Source organism: Amycolatopsis roodepoortensis, from assembly GCF_014873915.1.
GTDB classification, from domain to species: domain Bacteria; phylum Actinomycetota; class Actinomycetes; order Mycobacteriales; family Pseudonocardiaceae; genus Amycolatopsis; species Amycolatopsis roodepoortensis.
In genome coordinates, this window is record NZ_JADBEJ010000001.1 from 1,714,655 (window position 1) to 1,727,761 (window position 13,107).

Sequence of the window (13,107 nt, forward strand, 5' to 3'; positions counted from 1 at the left end):
ACCCCGTCGCGAGAATGACGCGTGGCCGCGTCTTTCACCTGACCGAGTGAATCGGTCCGTTCGGCGGGCGGAATTGACCCATTCGGGGTATAGGGCTCACCCGAGGAAGGTGCGCAGCTCTTCGACGACCGCCCGCGGCTGTTCTTCGGCGACGAAGTGCCCGGAACCGGAGATCTTCCGCACCCGGACGTCGGCCGCCTTCGACGGCAGGACCGCGGCGAGGTAGTCGTAGTTGAACTCCGATCCCAGCCCCAGCATCGGGGCGGTGATCTTCGCGTAGGCCTTCTGGTCCTCGATGTCCGCTCCGAACGCCTGGTACCAGCCGTTCCCCGCGCGGATCGCGTCCGGACGGTCGTACGCGGCGGCGTAGATCGCCCGGTCCCGGGCACCGATCGAGGCCGGATCGGCCGCGAGATGGTCGAACATCCAGTCGACGAGGAAACGCGACCGGCCGGCCAGCAGCTGCTCGGGCAGGGCCGCGACCTGGTTGAAGGCGAACCACCAGACGTTCACCGGTTGCCCGGGCGGAGCCAGCATGGGGAGCTGGTACAGGCTTTCGTCGGGATGCGAGACGTCCATCAGCGTGACGGTCTTCGTCGCCTCGGGGTGGTTGGCGGCGAAGGCGAACGCGACCATGGCGCCGACGTCGTGCCCGGCGATATGCGCCTGCCGGAGGCCGAGCGAGCGCAGGAGTTCGAAGATGTCGCGGGCCATCGTCTTCTTGTCGTACCCGCCTTGGGGTTTGCCCGAACCGCCCATACCCCGCAGGTCGACGGCGATGACGCGGTACCGCTTCGCCAGCTCGGGCATGACCTTGCGGTACTGCCACCACGTCTCCGGCCAGCCCGGCAGCAGGATCAGCGGCTCGCCGCGGCCGCCCGCGACGTAGTGCAGCCGCGTCCCGTTGACGTGGGTGTACTCGCTGCGGAAACCGCCGGGGAGGGACCGGGCGAGGTCCGCGTCGCCCGGGACGCCGGACTGGCCGGCCTCGGCGATGCCACCCGAGGCCACCAGCGCGGCCGCGGCACCCGCGCCGAGGGTGAGCATGGACCGGCGGTTGAGGAAGGAACGGCTGTTCTCGGTCATGCTTCGATCGTCGCCGGACCGAGGCGCCGGCCGTGAGCGGTGTTTTCGCCAAACGAGGTTCGTTTCAGGACAGGATGGGTTCGGGCACGCCCAGCCTGGTTCCGAACGTCTCGCGGTAGGACACCGGCGTGACCCCGACCTGCCGCCGGAAATGCGGGCGGAGCGCGGCGGACGAGGAGAACCCGCAGTACCTGGCGATCTCGTCGACCGGGAGGTCGGTCGATTCGAGCAGTTGCTGCGCGCGGATGACACGCTGGTGGGTGAGCCACGTGCCGGGGGCGGCGCCGGTGATCTCGCGGAACCGGCGGTCGTAGTTGCGCCTGCTCATATGCGCCCGCCTGGCGAGTTCGTCGACCGGGAGAGCCGTGTCCAGCCGGGTCAGCGCCCAGGCCATCGTCTCCGACACCGGGTCGCCCTCGTCGAGATCCGGCATCGGCGACTCGATGTACTGCGCCTGCCCGCCGGGCCGGTGCGGCGGGACGACCATGCCCTTCGCCAGCCGGTTCGCCACCTCCGCGCCGCACCACGAGCGGATCAGGTGCAGGCCGAGATCCATCCCCGCCGCGCCGCCGCCCGCGGTCAGGATGTCGCCGTCGTCGATGTAGAGCACCGATTCGTCGAGGAGGACGGCCGGGAACCGGGCGGCGAGCAGCGGGGCCATCGCCCAGTGGGTGGTCGCGGGACGTCCGTCGAGCAGGCCGGCCGCGGCCAGGACGAAGGCCCCGCTGCACAGCCCGGCCACCCTGGCTCCGCGGTCGTGTGCCGCGCGGAGCGCCTCCAGGGCGGCTTCCGGCGGATCCTCCATCGGTGACCGCCAGTTCGGGACCAGCACCAGATCGGCGTCCCGGACCGCGGCGAGGTCTTCGGGGACCGGCACGGTCAGCCCGCCGCCACGCAACGCGGTCCCCGGTTCGCCGCCGACTACCTTGAGTTCGAGGTCGGGCAACTCCCCGAAGGCCGAAGCCATCTCGAACACGCCGAACGCGAAGGACATCGCGCCGAGCGACGCCCCGTCGAAGACCACCACGGCCAGCCGTCTCATGGGGCGATTCTAGAGACTCGTGAGTGGTGAGGACGGTTCTAACCGTCATTACCGCTCACGAGACCTGACCTGCGGCGGAGCCGGTGATCGACTGTCCGAAGGGGACGGTAGATTCCTCCCGCACAGGTTGCCGGGGGAAGGAAGCGTAGATGTCGTACCCACAGGGACCGCAAGGGCCACAGTGGCAGCAGGGCTATCCCCAGCAACAACATCCCCAGCAGCAGTACCCCCAGCAGCAATATCCGCAGCAGGGCTACCCGCCGCCGGGCTACGGCGGGCCACAGTATCCGGGTCAGCAGCCGCCGAAGAAGGGCAACGGCCTGCTGATCGGGCTGATCGCCGGCGGCGGCGCGCTCGTGGTGGTCGTCTTCGTGATCCTCGCGTTCGTCGCTCCCGGATTCCTGCTGAGCGACAGCAAATCCTCGAAGTCGGCGAGCCCGACGCAGGCCCCGCTGCACCTCAATTGGGGCCCGGTGCTGGCGGGCAAGTTCATGCTCGCGGTGTTCGGCGACGAGCCGGCCAAGGCCGCCGAGTCGGCCTGCGCGGATTCGAAGGACAAGATCCGGGCCGCGGCGAAGGCGTTCGGCGACCGGAACGCGTCGCTCACGGCCGAGGAGCCGAAGCAGGCGGGTCCGGACCTGATCTCGGTGACCATGTCCGGGACGCTGAACTACGAAGAGAGTTTCACCGCGACCATGGAGGTCCGGCGGGAAAGCGCCGACAAGTACTGCATCGCCTCGGTGTCACCGCTCCCGCCGCCGTCCTGAGTCAGGGGAGCAGGCCGATCCGCCGCGCGTGCGTGACGGCCTGCAACCGGGAGGTCGCGTCGAGCTTGCGCATCGCGTCCCGCAGGTAGCTCTTGACCGTCTCCGCGGTCAGCCCCAGCCGGTGCGCGATCTCGGCGTTCGTCAGGCCGAGCGCGACGAGCGCGACGGTGTCCAGTTCCCTCGGCGCGAGGCGCACCGCCGGGGAAGCGGCGCCGGTGAGGTTGGCGCACACCTCGTCGAGGCGGTCACGGAGAACGCCGTCGGTGATCTGTCCGGAGAGCGCCCGGAGCTCGCCGTAGACCTCACGCAGCCGTTCCCGCGGCGCGGCCTCCTCGCGATGCTCCGCCAGCGGCCGTGCTTCCGCCAGCCGCCGCTCGATCTCGTCCTCGACGGCCAGGGTCTGTTCGAGATCGCGCGCCGCGTGCAGGGCGGCGGTGATCGTCCGGTCGGAGAGGGTGGCCTCGTCGCGCAGGCCGCCGTAGAGCACGGCGCGGACACGGCGGCGCACGACGACGGGGATCGCGACCACCGAGTGGATGCCCTCGTCGCGGACGGGCTCGTCGTAGTCGTGACTGATCGTGGTCGCGCTGTGGTAGTCGTTGGCGACCACCGGCCGGGTCAGCGCGAGCGCCTTGCCGCCGAGGCCGCGGCCCGCGCGGACGGACAGGCCGTTCAACGCGGTGCCCCGATTGCCGAGGAACGCGGTCAGCCGCATCCGCGGTGACGTGCCGGCGACCCCGGCGAAGCCGACCGGCAGGCCGGTGTCGCGGCGCAGGTCCGAGACCGCGCCGAGGAGCTGGGCGTCGTCGACCGGCATCGGCTCACCCTCCTTGGTGATCCCCCTCGATCGGGGGTGGTGGACGGATCGGGCCCGCCCGCACGATTCCGGGAACTGTACGCCTTCGCCAACGTCCCGGGAGAAACGATGACCGAAGCTCACGTCCGGCGGTTGCTCGAGGTCTACGACGACGAGCGGGCCAGTGCGGCGACGCTGCTGTGCGACCGGCATCCGGCGGAGGCGGTGGCGTTCACCGTGGTCGAAGCGGATCTGACCAGCCACGCTCTCACCTACGGCGAGCTGCGCGAGCAGTCGGAACGCTTCGCCGGGGCACTGCTCGGCCTCGGGGTCGGGCCGGGGGACCGCGTCGCGACGCTGATGGGAAAGTCGGCGGAGCTGGTCGTGGCGCTGCTGGCGATCTGGCGGCTGGGCGCGGTGCACGTCCCGCTGTTCACGGCGTTCGCGCCGCCCGCCATCGCGTTGCGCGTCACCGGCAACGACACGAAGGTCGTCATCGCCGACGCCGGCCAGCGCTCGAAGCTGACGCCGTCCGCTGATCTGCCGGACGACCCTTCGCGGCGGATCGTGGTCGTCGGTGACGGCGAGCCGGGTGATCTGTCGTTCCGGGAGATGCTGGCCGGCGCCGCGCCGCTGCGGGGAGCCGCGGTGACCGGTGGGGCCGGTGTCCTGGTCGAGCTGTTCACCTCCGGGACCACGGGAACGCCCAAAGCCGTCCCGATTCCGCTCCGCGCGCTCGCGGGTTTCCAGGCGTACCAGGACTTCGCGCTCGACGTCCGCGCCGACGACGTCTTCTGGAACGCCGCCGACCCCGGCTGGGCCTACGGTCTGTACTACGCGATCATGACGCCGATGGCGACCGGCAGGCGGAGTCTGTTGCTGCACGCGGGTTTCTCGGCCGAACTGACGTGGGCGGTACTGGAGCGGTTCGGTGTCACCAACTTCGCCGCCGCTCCGACGGTGTATCGCGCGCTCCGGAACTCGGCCGCGCCGGTGCCGGACGGTCTCCGCCTGCGGCACTGTTCTTCGGCGGGGGAACCGTTGACCCCGGACGTCCTGGAGTGGGCGTCGTCGAAGCTCGGCGTCGGCGTTTACGACCACTATGGACAGACGGAACTCGGCATGGTGGTGGGCAACGCGTGGCATCCGGACCTCCGCTCGGAGGTCAAACCCGGCTCGATGGGGCGGGTCCTGCCGGGCTTCGCGGTCGAGGTCCTCCGCGAAGACGCCGACGTGGTGGCCGAGCCGGGAGAACGGGGACGCGTCGCCGTGGACCTCCCGGCGAGCCCGCTGGTGTGGTTCCGGGGCTACCGTGACGCGCCCGAGCGCACCGCCGCGCGCTTCAGCCCCGATGGTCGCTGGTACTACACCGGCGACGTCGCCGCCAAGGACGCCGACGGTTACTTGACCTTCGCTTCGCGGGACGACGACGTCATCCTGATGGCTGGCTACCGTATCGGCCCGTTCGACGTGGAAAGCGTTCTGCAGCAGCATTCCGCGGTGGCCGAATGCGCCGTCGTCGGTGTCCCGGACGCGTTGCGCGGCGAGGTGATCGTGGCGTACGTGGTCGCGCGGGACGGTGCCTCCGCCGACACCGCGTTGGTGGCCGAGTTGCAGCAGCTGGTGAAGACCCGCTTCGCCGCGCACGCCTACCCGCGTGAGGTGCACTTCGTGACGGAGCTCCCCAAGACGCCCAGCGGGAAGATCCAGCGCTTTCTCCTGCGGGAGCGGCATTCGAACGCGCAACACGCGTGATCAGAGGCGTAACTCGCGTGATTGGAGAGGTAACACGCTCTTCCGCCTCCAATCACGCGAGTTACGCCTCCAATCACGCGAGTTACGCCTTCGATCACGCGAGTTACGCCCCGGCGCACGTCGGGTCACTGGTCGATCGGCCAGGTTTCGTCCCTCAGCAACCGCTTGAGTACCTTGCCGGTCGCGTTGCGGGGTAGTTCCTCGACGAAGTACACGTCCCGCGGGACCGCGAAGCGGGCCAGCCGGTGGTGGATGTAGGCGCGGACGTCGTCCGCGCTCATGCGGGCACCGCGTTTCGGCACGATGTACGCCGCGAACCGTTGCCCGAACTCGCGATCCGGCACGCCGATCACCGCGGCTTCGTGGACGCCGGGCAGGGCGGCGATGGCCTCCTCGACCGGGCGAGGGGACACGTTCTCCCCACCGGACACGATCATCTCGTCCGCCCGCCCGGTGACGAAGAGCCGTCCGGCGGCGTCCTGGTAGCCGACGTCGCCGGTCGCCATCAGGTTCTCGGCGCGGGGCACGCTGGCGCCGTCGGTGTAGCCATCGAAGAGCATGTCGTTGCCGACGAAGATCTGTCCCTCCCAGCCCGGCGGGACCCGATTGTGGTCGTCGTCGAGGATGGCGACGCGGGTGCCGGGCGGGCACCGGCCTGCCGTCGTCGGCGCGGCGCGCAAGTCCTCGGGCGTGGCGATGCTGGCCCACGAAACCTCGGTGGAGCCGTAGAAGTTGTAGAGCACGTCGCCGAAGGTGTCCATGAACTCGGTGACGATCGTGCCGGGCAGCGCTGATCCGCTGCTGGCGACGATCCGCAGCGACGAGAGGTCGTAGCGGGCGCGGATCCGTTCCGGCAGGTCGAGGATGCGCTGCAACATGATCGGAACGGCGAACAGCACACCGCAGCGGTGTTCGGCGATCGTCCGCAGGATCTCCTCGGCGTCGAACCGGCGGATCAGCGACAGGGACGCGCGCACGGCCATCCCGATCTGCATCCCGGCGAGCCCCCAGCTGTGGAACAGCGGCGCGGCCACCACGAAACGGTCTCCGGAATGGAGCGGGATGCGGTCGAGCATGGCGGCCGACGTCGACAGTCCTTTCGGCGTCGGACGGCGTGCACCTTTCGGGGTTCCGGTGGTGCCCGAAGTGAGGACGACGAGCCTGCCGATCCGGTCGACCGGTTTGAGTTTGGTGGCTGGCACCCCGGCGATCAGCTGATCGATGGTCGGGTAGCCGTTCTCGGTCTCCGGCCAGGTGGACAGCCGCAGGAAATCGCCGGGGATGCCGGCGATGATCTGCGAGAACTCGTCGTCGGCGAGCACCGCGACCGGTTTGTGCAGCCCGATCACGTCCGCGACCGCGCCGGCGGAAAGCCCGGTGTTGAGCAGGATCGCGTCCACACCGAGTTTGCTGCACGCGATCAGTGACTCGACCATCGCGGCGTGGTTGCGGCACAGCAAGGCGATCCGGTCACGGGCGCGCACGCCGCGGGCCGCGAGCGCGTGCGCGAGCTGGTTGCTGCGATCGGCCGTCTGCTTGAACGTCCGGACGTTGCGTTCGTCGCGCAACGCGACGTCGTCCGGCACGCGGGCGGCGTTGGCCGTGTAGCCGCCGGCGACGGTGGCGCCCCATTGCGACAACGACGTGAGCTGCCGGGCGATCTTGTCCGGGCGCGCGGCCGCGAGCACCCCGGCCTTGATCAGCGTGCTCGCCGTGTGCAGCGTGGTGGCCTTGCTGTGCGCCGGTTCCTCCTGGGGCGTCGCCGCCCGGCCCGAAAGGTGTAGATCGATCCGGCGGGCCGTCGCGCGGACGGTGCGTTTGAAGGACGCGGCGGACACCAGACTGGCGTGCGGCGCCGGAAGCATCAGCTGAGCGATGAGTTCCGTGCCGCCGCCGGGAGCCTGCCGCAGCTCGACCGAGACCCAGTTCCCGTCCTCCTCGACGCCGCACCAGACGACGTGCTCGCCAGGGCGCCAGACGCGGGCTTCGATGTCACCGACGACGAGTGTTCCCGGCCGCGGCTCCAGCCGGACGAGGCATTTCGGACCGCGCCCGCGTTCGGCGGGGCGCTGGATCTCGCACCAGCTGATCTCCGCGACGAACCTCGAGTAGGACTCGGGATCGCCGATCACTTCCCAAACCTGGCCGGGGGAATGCCCGAGAATCGAGCTCGCCTGGACCACATCGTCTCGCATGCGATTCGCCTCACCACGCGCGTTCGGGTGTTGACCGGGCCGCTGCCGGCGCCTCCTTCGTCGTCAAGTTCGGCGAACCTACCAGCAATCGGCCGAACGCAATACTCCGAACGATCGCGTGCCCGGAAAGGCCACCAGGAAAGGGTAAGTGCTCCGGCGGCGCGATGCCGTCCGCCGACGGTGTTGATCGCGACGTCCGATTCTCGCCAGCCTCCGGCGCGCGAGGCGGCGAAGCTGACGGACGTGACAGTTTCCACGACGGCGGCCGAGGCCGCGCACACCCGTATCGAGCCGGGAATCCTCTACTTCGGTACTCCGGTGGTGCTCCTTTCGACGGTCGACCAAGCGGGCACCCCGAACCTGGCCCCGATGTCGTCGGCGTTCTGGCTCGGCTGGCGGGGCATGCTCGGACTGGGCGCGAAATCGAAGACCGCGCAAAATCTCATGCGTAACCGCGAATGTGTTCTGAATCTCCCTTCCGACGCGCTGGCCGCCGCCGTCGACAGGCTGGCGCTGACCACCGGATCGGATCCCGTGCCGGCCCGCAAGTACGAACGCGGCTACCGCCACGAACCCGACAAGTTCGCCCGCGCGGGTCTCACGCCGGTGGATTCCGAGACGGTCCGGCCGCCGCGTGTCGCGGAATGCCCGGTGACGATGGAGGCCGTCGTCGAGGCCGTCCACCCACTTGCGGAGGACGACCCGAAACAACGCGGCGGCGTACTCGTGTTCGAGGTCCGCGTGCGGCGCGTCCACGTCCACGACGACGTGCGGATGCCGGGCACCGAAGACCGGATCGATCCGGACCGGTGGCGGCCGCTGATCATGAGCTTCCAGAAGCTCTACGGCCTTGGCCCGCAGGTCCATCCGTCGACACTGGCGCGGATCCCGGAACGGCTCTACCGCGGGCCGGACATCGAGCGATCGCGGGCGAACGAGAACCGGTTCACCAGCGGCAGCCAGCGCTGATAGGACACTGCCAGCTGCGGCCACAGTTCGCCGGACAGGCCGCGTTCGAGCTTCGGCCGCAGTTCGTGGTCGTTCATCGACGACACGATCTCGACGGCCTTGTCTTCGGGGTCCGTCCCCTCGAGGCTCGAGAACCATCGGACGGCGTCCGGATGCCCGACGTGGACCGCGAGCAGCACCAGCACCGCGCGGAACGGTGCCTCGCGGTCGCCGTCGGAGAGGAATTCGGCCAGTTCCTCACCGGCGAAACGCGCCCGCAGCAGGCGATACAGGTTCAGCAGTCTCTTCGCGGCCCGCGGGGACCGGATGAGCGGGGCGAGCGTCGGCAGGAAATCCAGTTCCGCCCGTGAGATCACCAGTCGAGGAGGTCGGACGTCTATTGTGGACTGTTCGGACGACGGTTTCGGTGCTTCCGCACGAGGAGACGGAGCGACCGTGGCCAGGAGAAGACGGTCGCCGGTGGCTTGATCCGTTCCGGCGGGGGCGGGCGCCGGGCCCGCGTCCGGGATCTCGGTATCGGCGAGCCCGCGCACGAGCCCCGCGAACCCTGGATCGTCCATGGGGGACAACGTGAACGGCACCTGGAAGATCTTCTCGAGGTAGCTCTCGGCGAAGGATTCGGGATCGTCGCCGATCATCTCCTCGTAATGCTGCTCGACGGCCTTCTTGAGCCAGCGGGAGTCGACACCGACCACGACGACGAACACCGGCAGCGCCAGCAGGAGATGGATGGCTTCGAGGACCTGGACGACGACCTTGGGCGGGCAGCGGTCGAGGTCGTCGACGTACAGCACGGTCCGTTCGATCTTCCCCGAACCGTGCGGTACCTCGGCGAGCATGGTCGCGAAGGTCTCGAGATCCTTGCGCAGCAAGGAGACCACGCCCAGATGTTCGACGTAGTCCGAAACCCGGGACTCGGCGAACGAGACGAGGTCCAGCCCAGGGGCGAGTTCGGCGACCGCCTTTTCGAGCCGGTCGGATTCGGCGTCCAGTTCGGCGAGGCGACGCTCGGTCTCTTCGTCCTCTTCGGACGGTCCGCCGAGTTTGTCCAGCGCCTGGTGGATCCGGTCCGCGCTGGCGCGCATCCGCAGGACGACGGTCAGCACGGAGCTCACCACGGTGAGCCCGCCGAGCATTCCGGACACCTGCGACCGGCCGACGAGCAGCGTCACCACCAGGACCGTCACCAGCCCACCGATCAGGACCAGCAGCGGGACCGGGTCCTGCCGCAGGCGTCGCCAGAATTCGGCGACGTCCGACCGCAGCCCACCGGTTTCCTGTGCCAGCCGTTCGAGGTCTTCGGCGGTGGGCCGGTCGACGCCGATCCTGGACGCGATCCACGCCTTGTCCGCCTCGGTGAGGCTGTCGAACACCGCGCGGACGTATTCGCGCGGCTTCCGTCGCCTTCGCTTCGCTTGCTTCTGTTGAGCTGTCAAGGTTCTGCGTTCGAGGCGGACCGCGCTGAGCCTGCCGAGCAGGGTCTTCTCTGCCTTGCGGCGTTCGGCGAGCAGGTCGGCCTGGCGCTGAAGGTCGTTCTCGGCGCCGCTCGCGGCGAGGTTGTCGAAGATGTGCGTCGCGAGGCTGGCGAGGAGGTTCGCCTCGCTGTAGTGCCAAGCGTTGAAGCTGATCTGGCGAACGCTCGAACAGTAGGAGGACACGGACTTCCCGTGCGTGCCCGCCTCGGTTTCGGCCACTCGCGCGGAATCGGCGAGCTCGCGGACGCGCAGTTGCATCTGGCGCATGAAGAAGCTCTTGCCCGAACCCCAGCTGCCGAACAGGCCGATCGACAGGGGAGGGGTGATCATCCGGGAGACGACCAGGTCGGCGAGCATGCGCACGTCGGGACCGATGCCGAGGCGGTCGACGCCGTCGTCGGTGTCGGGCCGGTAGTCCGCGACGTGGGCGGCGAACGGATCAGGCTCCCCGCTTCCGGAACTCACCGGGTTTCGTGCGACGGCGATCTCGTCGATCGTGCGGATGGGCCCCGAGCCGGGGAACATCGCCTTGGCTTCCTCGCGTTCGACGGCGGAGAGCGCCGGGCCGATACGGAGGACGGTCGGTCCGAGGCGATCGATGGCGGCACGCAGTTCGGGATGATCGTATTGGCTTTCGCCGACCAGCCCCAGCAGGCGGCGCCGAGGATCCTTGTCGAGCCACTTGGCCACCGCGGCGGGGTCGCGTCCGAGGGTCTGGGGCAGTTTCCGGTCGAGCCAGAGCACCGCGTCGCTGTCCTGCCGGTCCGTCGCGAGCTCGTCGAGTTCCGGCTCGATGACCAGTTCCGTTCCGGCGTGCATCGTCGTCAAGGCTTCCAGGGCCGAACGCCTCGCACCCGAGTAGACCTCGTGGACGAGGAGGGTGAACGGCGTGGTCGCGAGCGCCGACCTGAGCGGACCGTCGACATCCCTGGGCAGATAGGCCCCGGGTTTCTCGCCCGGCGCCTTGTTCATCAGCAGAACCGACGGATCGACGTCGCGCACCAGCACCATCCGTGCTCCCTCCCAAGGCCGAACGGAAGGGCAGTCTAGGGGGCAGTCGCTCAGCTGTGGGTGAAACTCCGCATCCGCTCGGTCACCGGCCGCTACGTTGGTCCCATGACGGGGGAGAGGCTCGACGGAAGGTACGCGAAGCTCTGGGCGGCGAGTACGACGTCCGCGCTCGGCAGCGGTCTCGCGACGGTGGCGGCGCCGTTGCTGATCGCCTCCCGCACCGACGAGCCGCTCGTGGTCTCGGGCGGGTTCGCCGTGGCGTGGCTGCCTTGGCTGCTCTTCTCGCTGCCCGGCGGAGTGCTGGCCGACAGGGTGGACCGGCGCAAGCTGATGATCACCCTCGACTGGATCCGCGTACCCGCTGTCGCGCTGCTGGCCGTCGCGATCTCGATGGGCGACGTCAGTATCGCCTTGCTGTACGCCGTGCTCTTCGTGATCAACGCGTGCGAGGTCGTGTTCCGGACGTCGAGCGGGGCGATGCTGCCCGCGATCGTGCCGAAGGCGTTGCTGGAGCGGGCGAACGGGCGGCTGTACGCCGGGACGACGCTGGCCCACGGCATGCTTTCCGGGCCGCTGAGCGGATTCCTGTTCGGCGTCGCGGCGAGCATCCCGTTCTACGTCAACGCCGGCACGTACGCGGTCAGCGCGCTGCTGCTCGGATTGATCGCCGGCGCCTACCGGTCACGGCCCGTCGAGCCGGCCGCGCGCCGGTCGATGCGATCGGAGGTGGCCGAGGGGTTCCGCTGGCTCGCCGGCCAGCGTCTGCTGCGGACCATGATCGGGTTGATCGGGATGCTGAACCTGACGCTCGTCGCGGCCACCTCGGTCCTGGTGCTGCTCGCGAAGGAGCGGCTCCAGCTGGGTTCCGTCGGGTACGGCCTGCTCTTCACCTGCATGGCGGTGGGCGGGCTACTCGGCTCGGTCATGGGCGACCGGCTGATCGCCTGGTGCACGCCGACCTGGACGTTGCGGATCGGGCTGCTGATCGAGGCCGGGACCCATCTGGTGCTCGCGACGAGCACGAGCGCACCGGTCGTCGGGGTGACGTTGTTCCTCTTCGGGGTACACGGCGCCCTGTGGGGAATCGTCGGCAGTTCCCTGCGTCAGCGGCTCACCCCGCCCGGCATGCTGGGCCGGGTCGGCAGCACCAGTCTGTTCGTAATCGCGGGCGGCAACTGCGTGGGTGCGCTGCTCGGTGGGGCGGTGGCGTCGACGTTCGGGCTGACGACGCCGTACTGGGCCGGTTTCGTGGTGGCGGTGATCGTTTCCGCGCTCACCTGGCGGGTCTTCGATCGCGAGGTCGTCTCGGCGGCCTACGCGCAAGAGCCCACTGTCAGCCGTTGATCCCGGTGAGCGCGAAGAACTCCTGGCGCGAACGAGCGTCTTCGCGAAGCGTGCCGAGCAGGGTCGAGGTGACGGTGCTCGACCCGACGGCCTGGACCCCGCGCAACGTCATGCACGAGTGCTCCGCTTCGATCACCACGCCGACGCCGCGCGGTTCGAGCTGCTCTTCGAGCCAGTCGGCGACCTGTTTCGTGAGCCGTTCCTGAACCTGCGGACGGCAGGCGAAGTGCTCGACGATCCTGGCCAGCTTCGACAGGCCGAGGATCCGCTCTCCCGGCAGGTAGCCCACGTGCGCGACCCCGACGAACGGCAGCAGGTGGTGCTCGCAGACCGACCGGACCGGGATCCCCCTGGCGAGGACGAGCTCGTCGTAGCCCTCGTCGTTGGGGAACGTCGTGAGATCGAACGGCCGGGGGGTGAACAGCTCGGCGTACGCGCGCGCCATCCGGCCCGGCGTGCCGCGGAGGCTTTCGGAGTCCAGCGGGATGCCCAGTGCGGTGAGGAGATCGGCGGCCGCGGTCTCGGCCGCCGCCAGGTCCGGCCCCGGCCCGGATTCGTGCACGACGCGCAAGGCAGGAGTGGACATTGGGCCTCCTAGGCTGAAACCGATCCCCCGGTGGATTAAACCAAGACTTTTGGGTGTTTTGCCACCCGGTGGCTCATCTTA

10 protein-coding genes are annotated in these 13,107 nt (G+C 69.4%); 4 read left to right on the top strand and 6 right to left on the bottom strand.

Annotated elements, in window-relative coordinates; translation table 11 throughout:
• Positions 1-96: 96 nt before the first annotated feature.
• Positions 97-1,086, bottom strand: coding sequence for an alpha/beta fold hydrolase (locus tag H4W30_RS07845; RefSeq protein ID WP_192742153.1), 990 nt, complete (start codon positions 1,084-1,086; stop codon positions 97-99).
• A gap of 64 nt (positions 1,087-1,150) precedes the next feature.
• On the bottom strand, positions 1,151-2,128 hold the full coding sequence (locus H4W30_RS07850) for a GlxA family transcriptional regulator (RefSeq protein WP_192742154.1): 978 nt from the start codon (positions 2,126-2,128) through the stop codon (positions 1,151-1,153).
• A 149-nt stretch (positions 2,129-2,277) separates the two neighbouring features.
• On the opposite strand from H4W30_RS07850, the gene H4W30_RS07855 reads away from it, so the two are divergent.
• Positions 2,278-2,895 (top strand): hypothetical protein, encoded by a 618-nt coding sequence (locus tag H4W30_RS07855; protein ID WP_192742155.1) that lies wholly within the window; start codon positions 2,278-2,280, stop codon positions 2,893-2,895.
• Between the two features lies 1 nt (position 2,896).
• Here H4W30_RS07855 and H4W30_RS07860 read toward each other — a convergent pair whose 3' ends face one another.
• Positions 2,897-3,712, bottom strand: coding sequence for a helix-turn-helix transcriptional regulator (locus H4W30_RS07860; protein WP_192742156.1), 816 nt, complete (start codon positions 3,710-3,712; stop codon positions 2,897-2,899).
• A gap of 108 nt (positions 3,713-3,820) precedes the next feature.
• Here H4W30_RS07860 and H4W30_RS07865 point away from each other — a divergent pair, with 108 nt between their 5' ends.
• Positions 3,821-5,446: an AMP-binding protein gene (locus H4W30_RS07865; protein WP_192742157.1), complete on the top strand. Its 1,626-nt coding sequence runs from the start codon at positions 3,821-3,823 to the stop codon at positions 5,444-5,446.
• A gap of 125 nt (positions 5,447-5,571) precedes the next feature.
• Here the strand turns inward: H4W30_RS07865 and H4W30_RS07870 are convergent, their stop codons facing one another.
• Entirely contained in the window at positions 5,572-7,641 is a 2,070-nt protein-coding gene (locus H4W30_RS07870; protein ID WP_192742158.1) for an AMP-binding protein, read from the bottom strand.
• Positions 7,642-7,959: 318 nt separating this feature from the next.
• On the opposite strand from H4W30_RS07870, the gene H4W30_RS07875 reads away from it, so the two are divergent.
• A complete protein-coding gene (locus H4W30_RS07875; protein WP_318780567.1) occupies positions 7,960-8,610 on the top strand; it encodes a flavin reductase family protein in 651 nt (216 codons plus the stop codon).
• Here H4W30_RS07875 and H4W30_RS07880 read toward each other — a convergent pair.
• On the bottom strand, positions 8,541-11,096 hold the full coding sequence (locus H4W30_RS07880; protein WP_192742159.1) for a P-loop NTPase fold protein: 2,556 nt from the start codon (positions 11,094-11,096) through the stop codon (positions 8,541-8,543). The two genes, H4W30_RS07875 and H4W30_RS07880, sit on opposite strands and share 70 nt — an antisense overlap.
• 105 nt (positions 11,097-11,201) lie before the next feature.
• On the opposite strand from H4W30_RS07880, the gene H4W30_RS07885 reads away from it, so the two are divergent.
• Positions 11,202-12,440 carry an MFS transporter gene (locus H4W30_RS07885; RefSeq protein WP_192742160.1) on the top strand — a complete coding sequence of 413 codons (1,239 nt, stop codon included), beginning with the start codon at positions 11,202-11,204 and terminating at the stop codon, positions 12,438-12,440.
• Here the strand turns inward: H4W30_RS07885 and folE are convergent.
• Positions 12,430-13,026: a GTP cyclohydrolase I FolE gene (gene folE / locus H4W30_RS07890; RefSeq protein ID WP_192742161.1), complete on the bottom strand. Its 597-nt coding sequence runs from the start codon at positions 13,024-13,026 to the stop codon at positions 12,430-12,432. The two genes, H4W30_RS07885 and folE, sit on opposite strands and share 11 nt — an antisense overlap.
• Positions 13,027-13,107: the final 81 nt, after the last annotated feature.

What these genes read in the sequence shown, in the direction of transcription:
- H4W30_RS07850 (WP_192742154.1), bottom strand. Translation starts at nt 2,128, where the DNA reads ATGAGACGGCTGGCCGTGGTGGTCTTCGACGGGGCGTCGCTCGGCGCG.
- H4W30_RS07855 (WP_192742155.1), top strand. Translation starts at nt 2,278, where the DNA reads ATGTCGTACCCACAGGGACCGCAAGGGCCACAGTGGCAGCAGGGCTAT.
- H4W30_RS07860 (WP_192742156.1), bottom strand. Translation starts at nt 3,712, where the DNA reads ATGCCGGTCGACGACGCCCAGCTCCTCGGCGCGGTCTCGGACCTGCGC.
- H4W30_RS07885 (WP_192742160.1), top strand. Translation starts at nt 11,202, where the DNA reads ATGACGGGGGAGAGGCTCGACGGAAGGTACGCGAAGCTCTGGGCGGCG.
- H4W30_RS07870 (WP_192742158.1), bottom strand. Translation starts at nt 7,641, where the DNA reads ATGCGAGACGATGTGGTCCAGGCGAGCTCGATTCTCGGGCATTCCCCC.
- folE (WP_192742161.1), bottom strand. Translation starts at nt 13,026, where the DNA reads ATGTCCACTCCTGCCTTGCGCGTCGTGCACGAATCCGGGCCGGGGCCG.
- H4W30_RS07865 (WP_192742157.1), top strand. Translation starts at nt 3,821, where the DNA reads ATGACCGAAGCTCACGTCCGGCGGTTGCTCGAGGTCTACGACGACGAG.
- H4W30_RS07880 (WP_192742159.1), bottom strand. Translation starts at nt 11,096, where the DNA reads ATGGTGCTGGTGCGCGACGTCGATCCGTCGGTTCTGCTGATGAACAAG.
- H4W30_RS07845 (WP_192742153.1), bottom strand. Translation starts at nt 1,086, where the DNA reads ATGACCGAGAACAGCCGTTCCTTCCTCAACCGCCGGTCCATGCTCACC.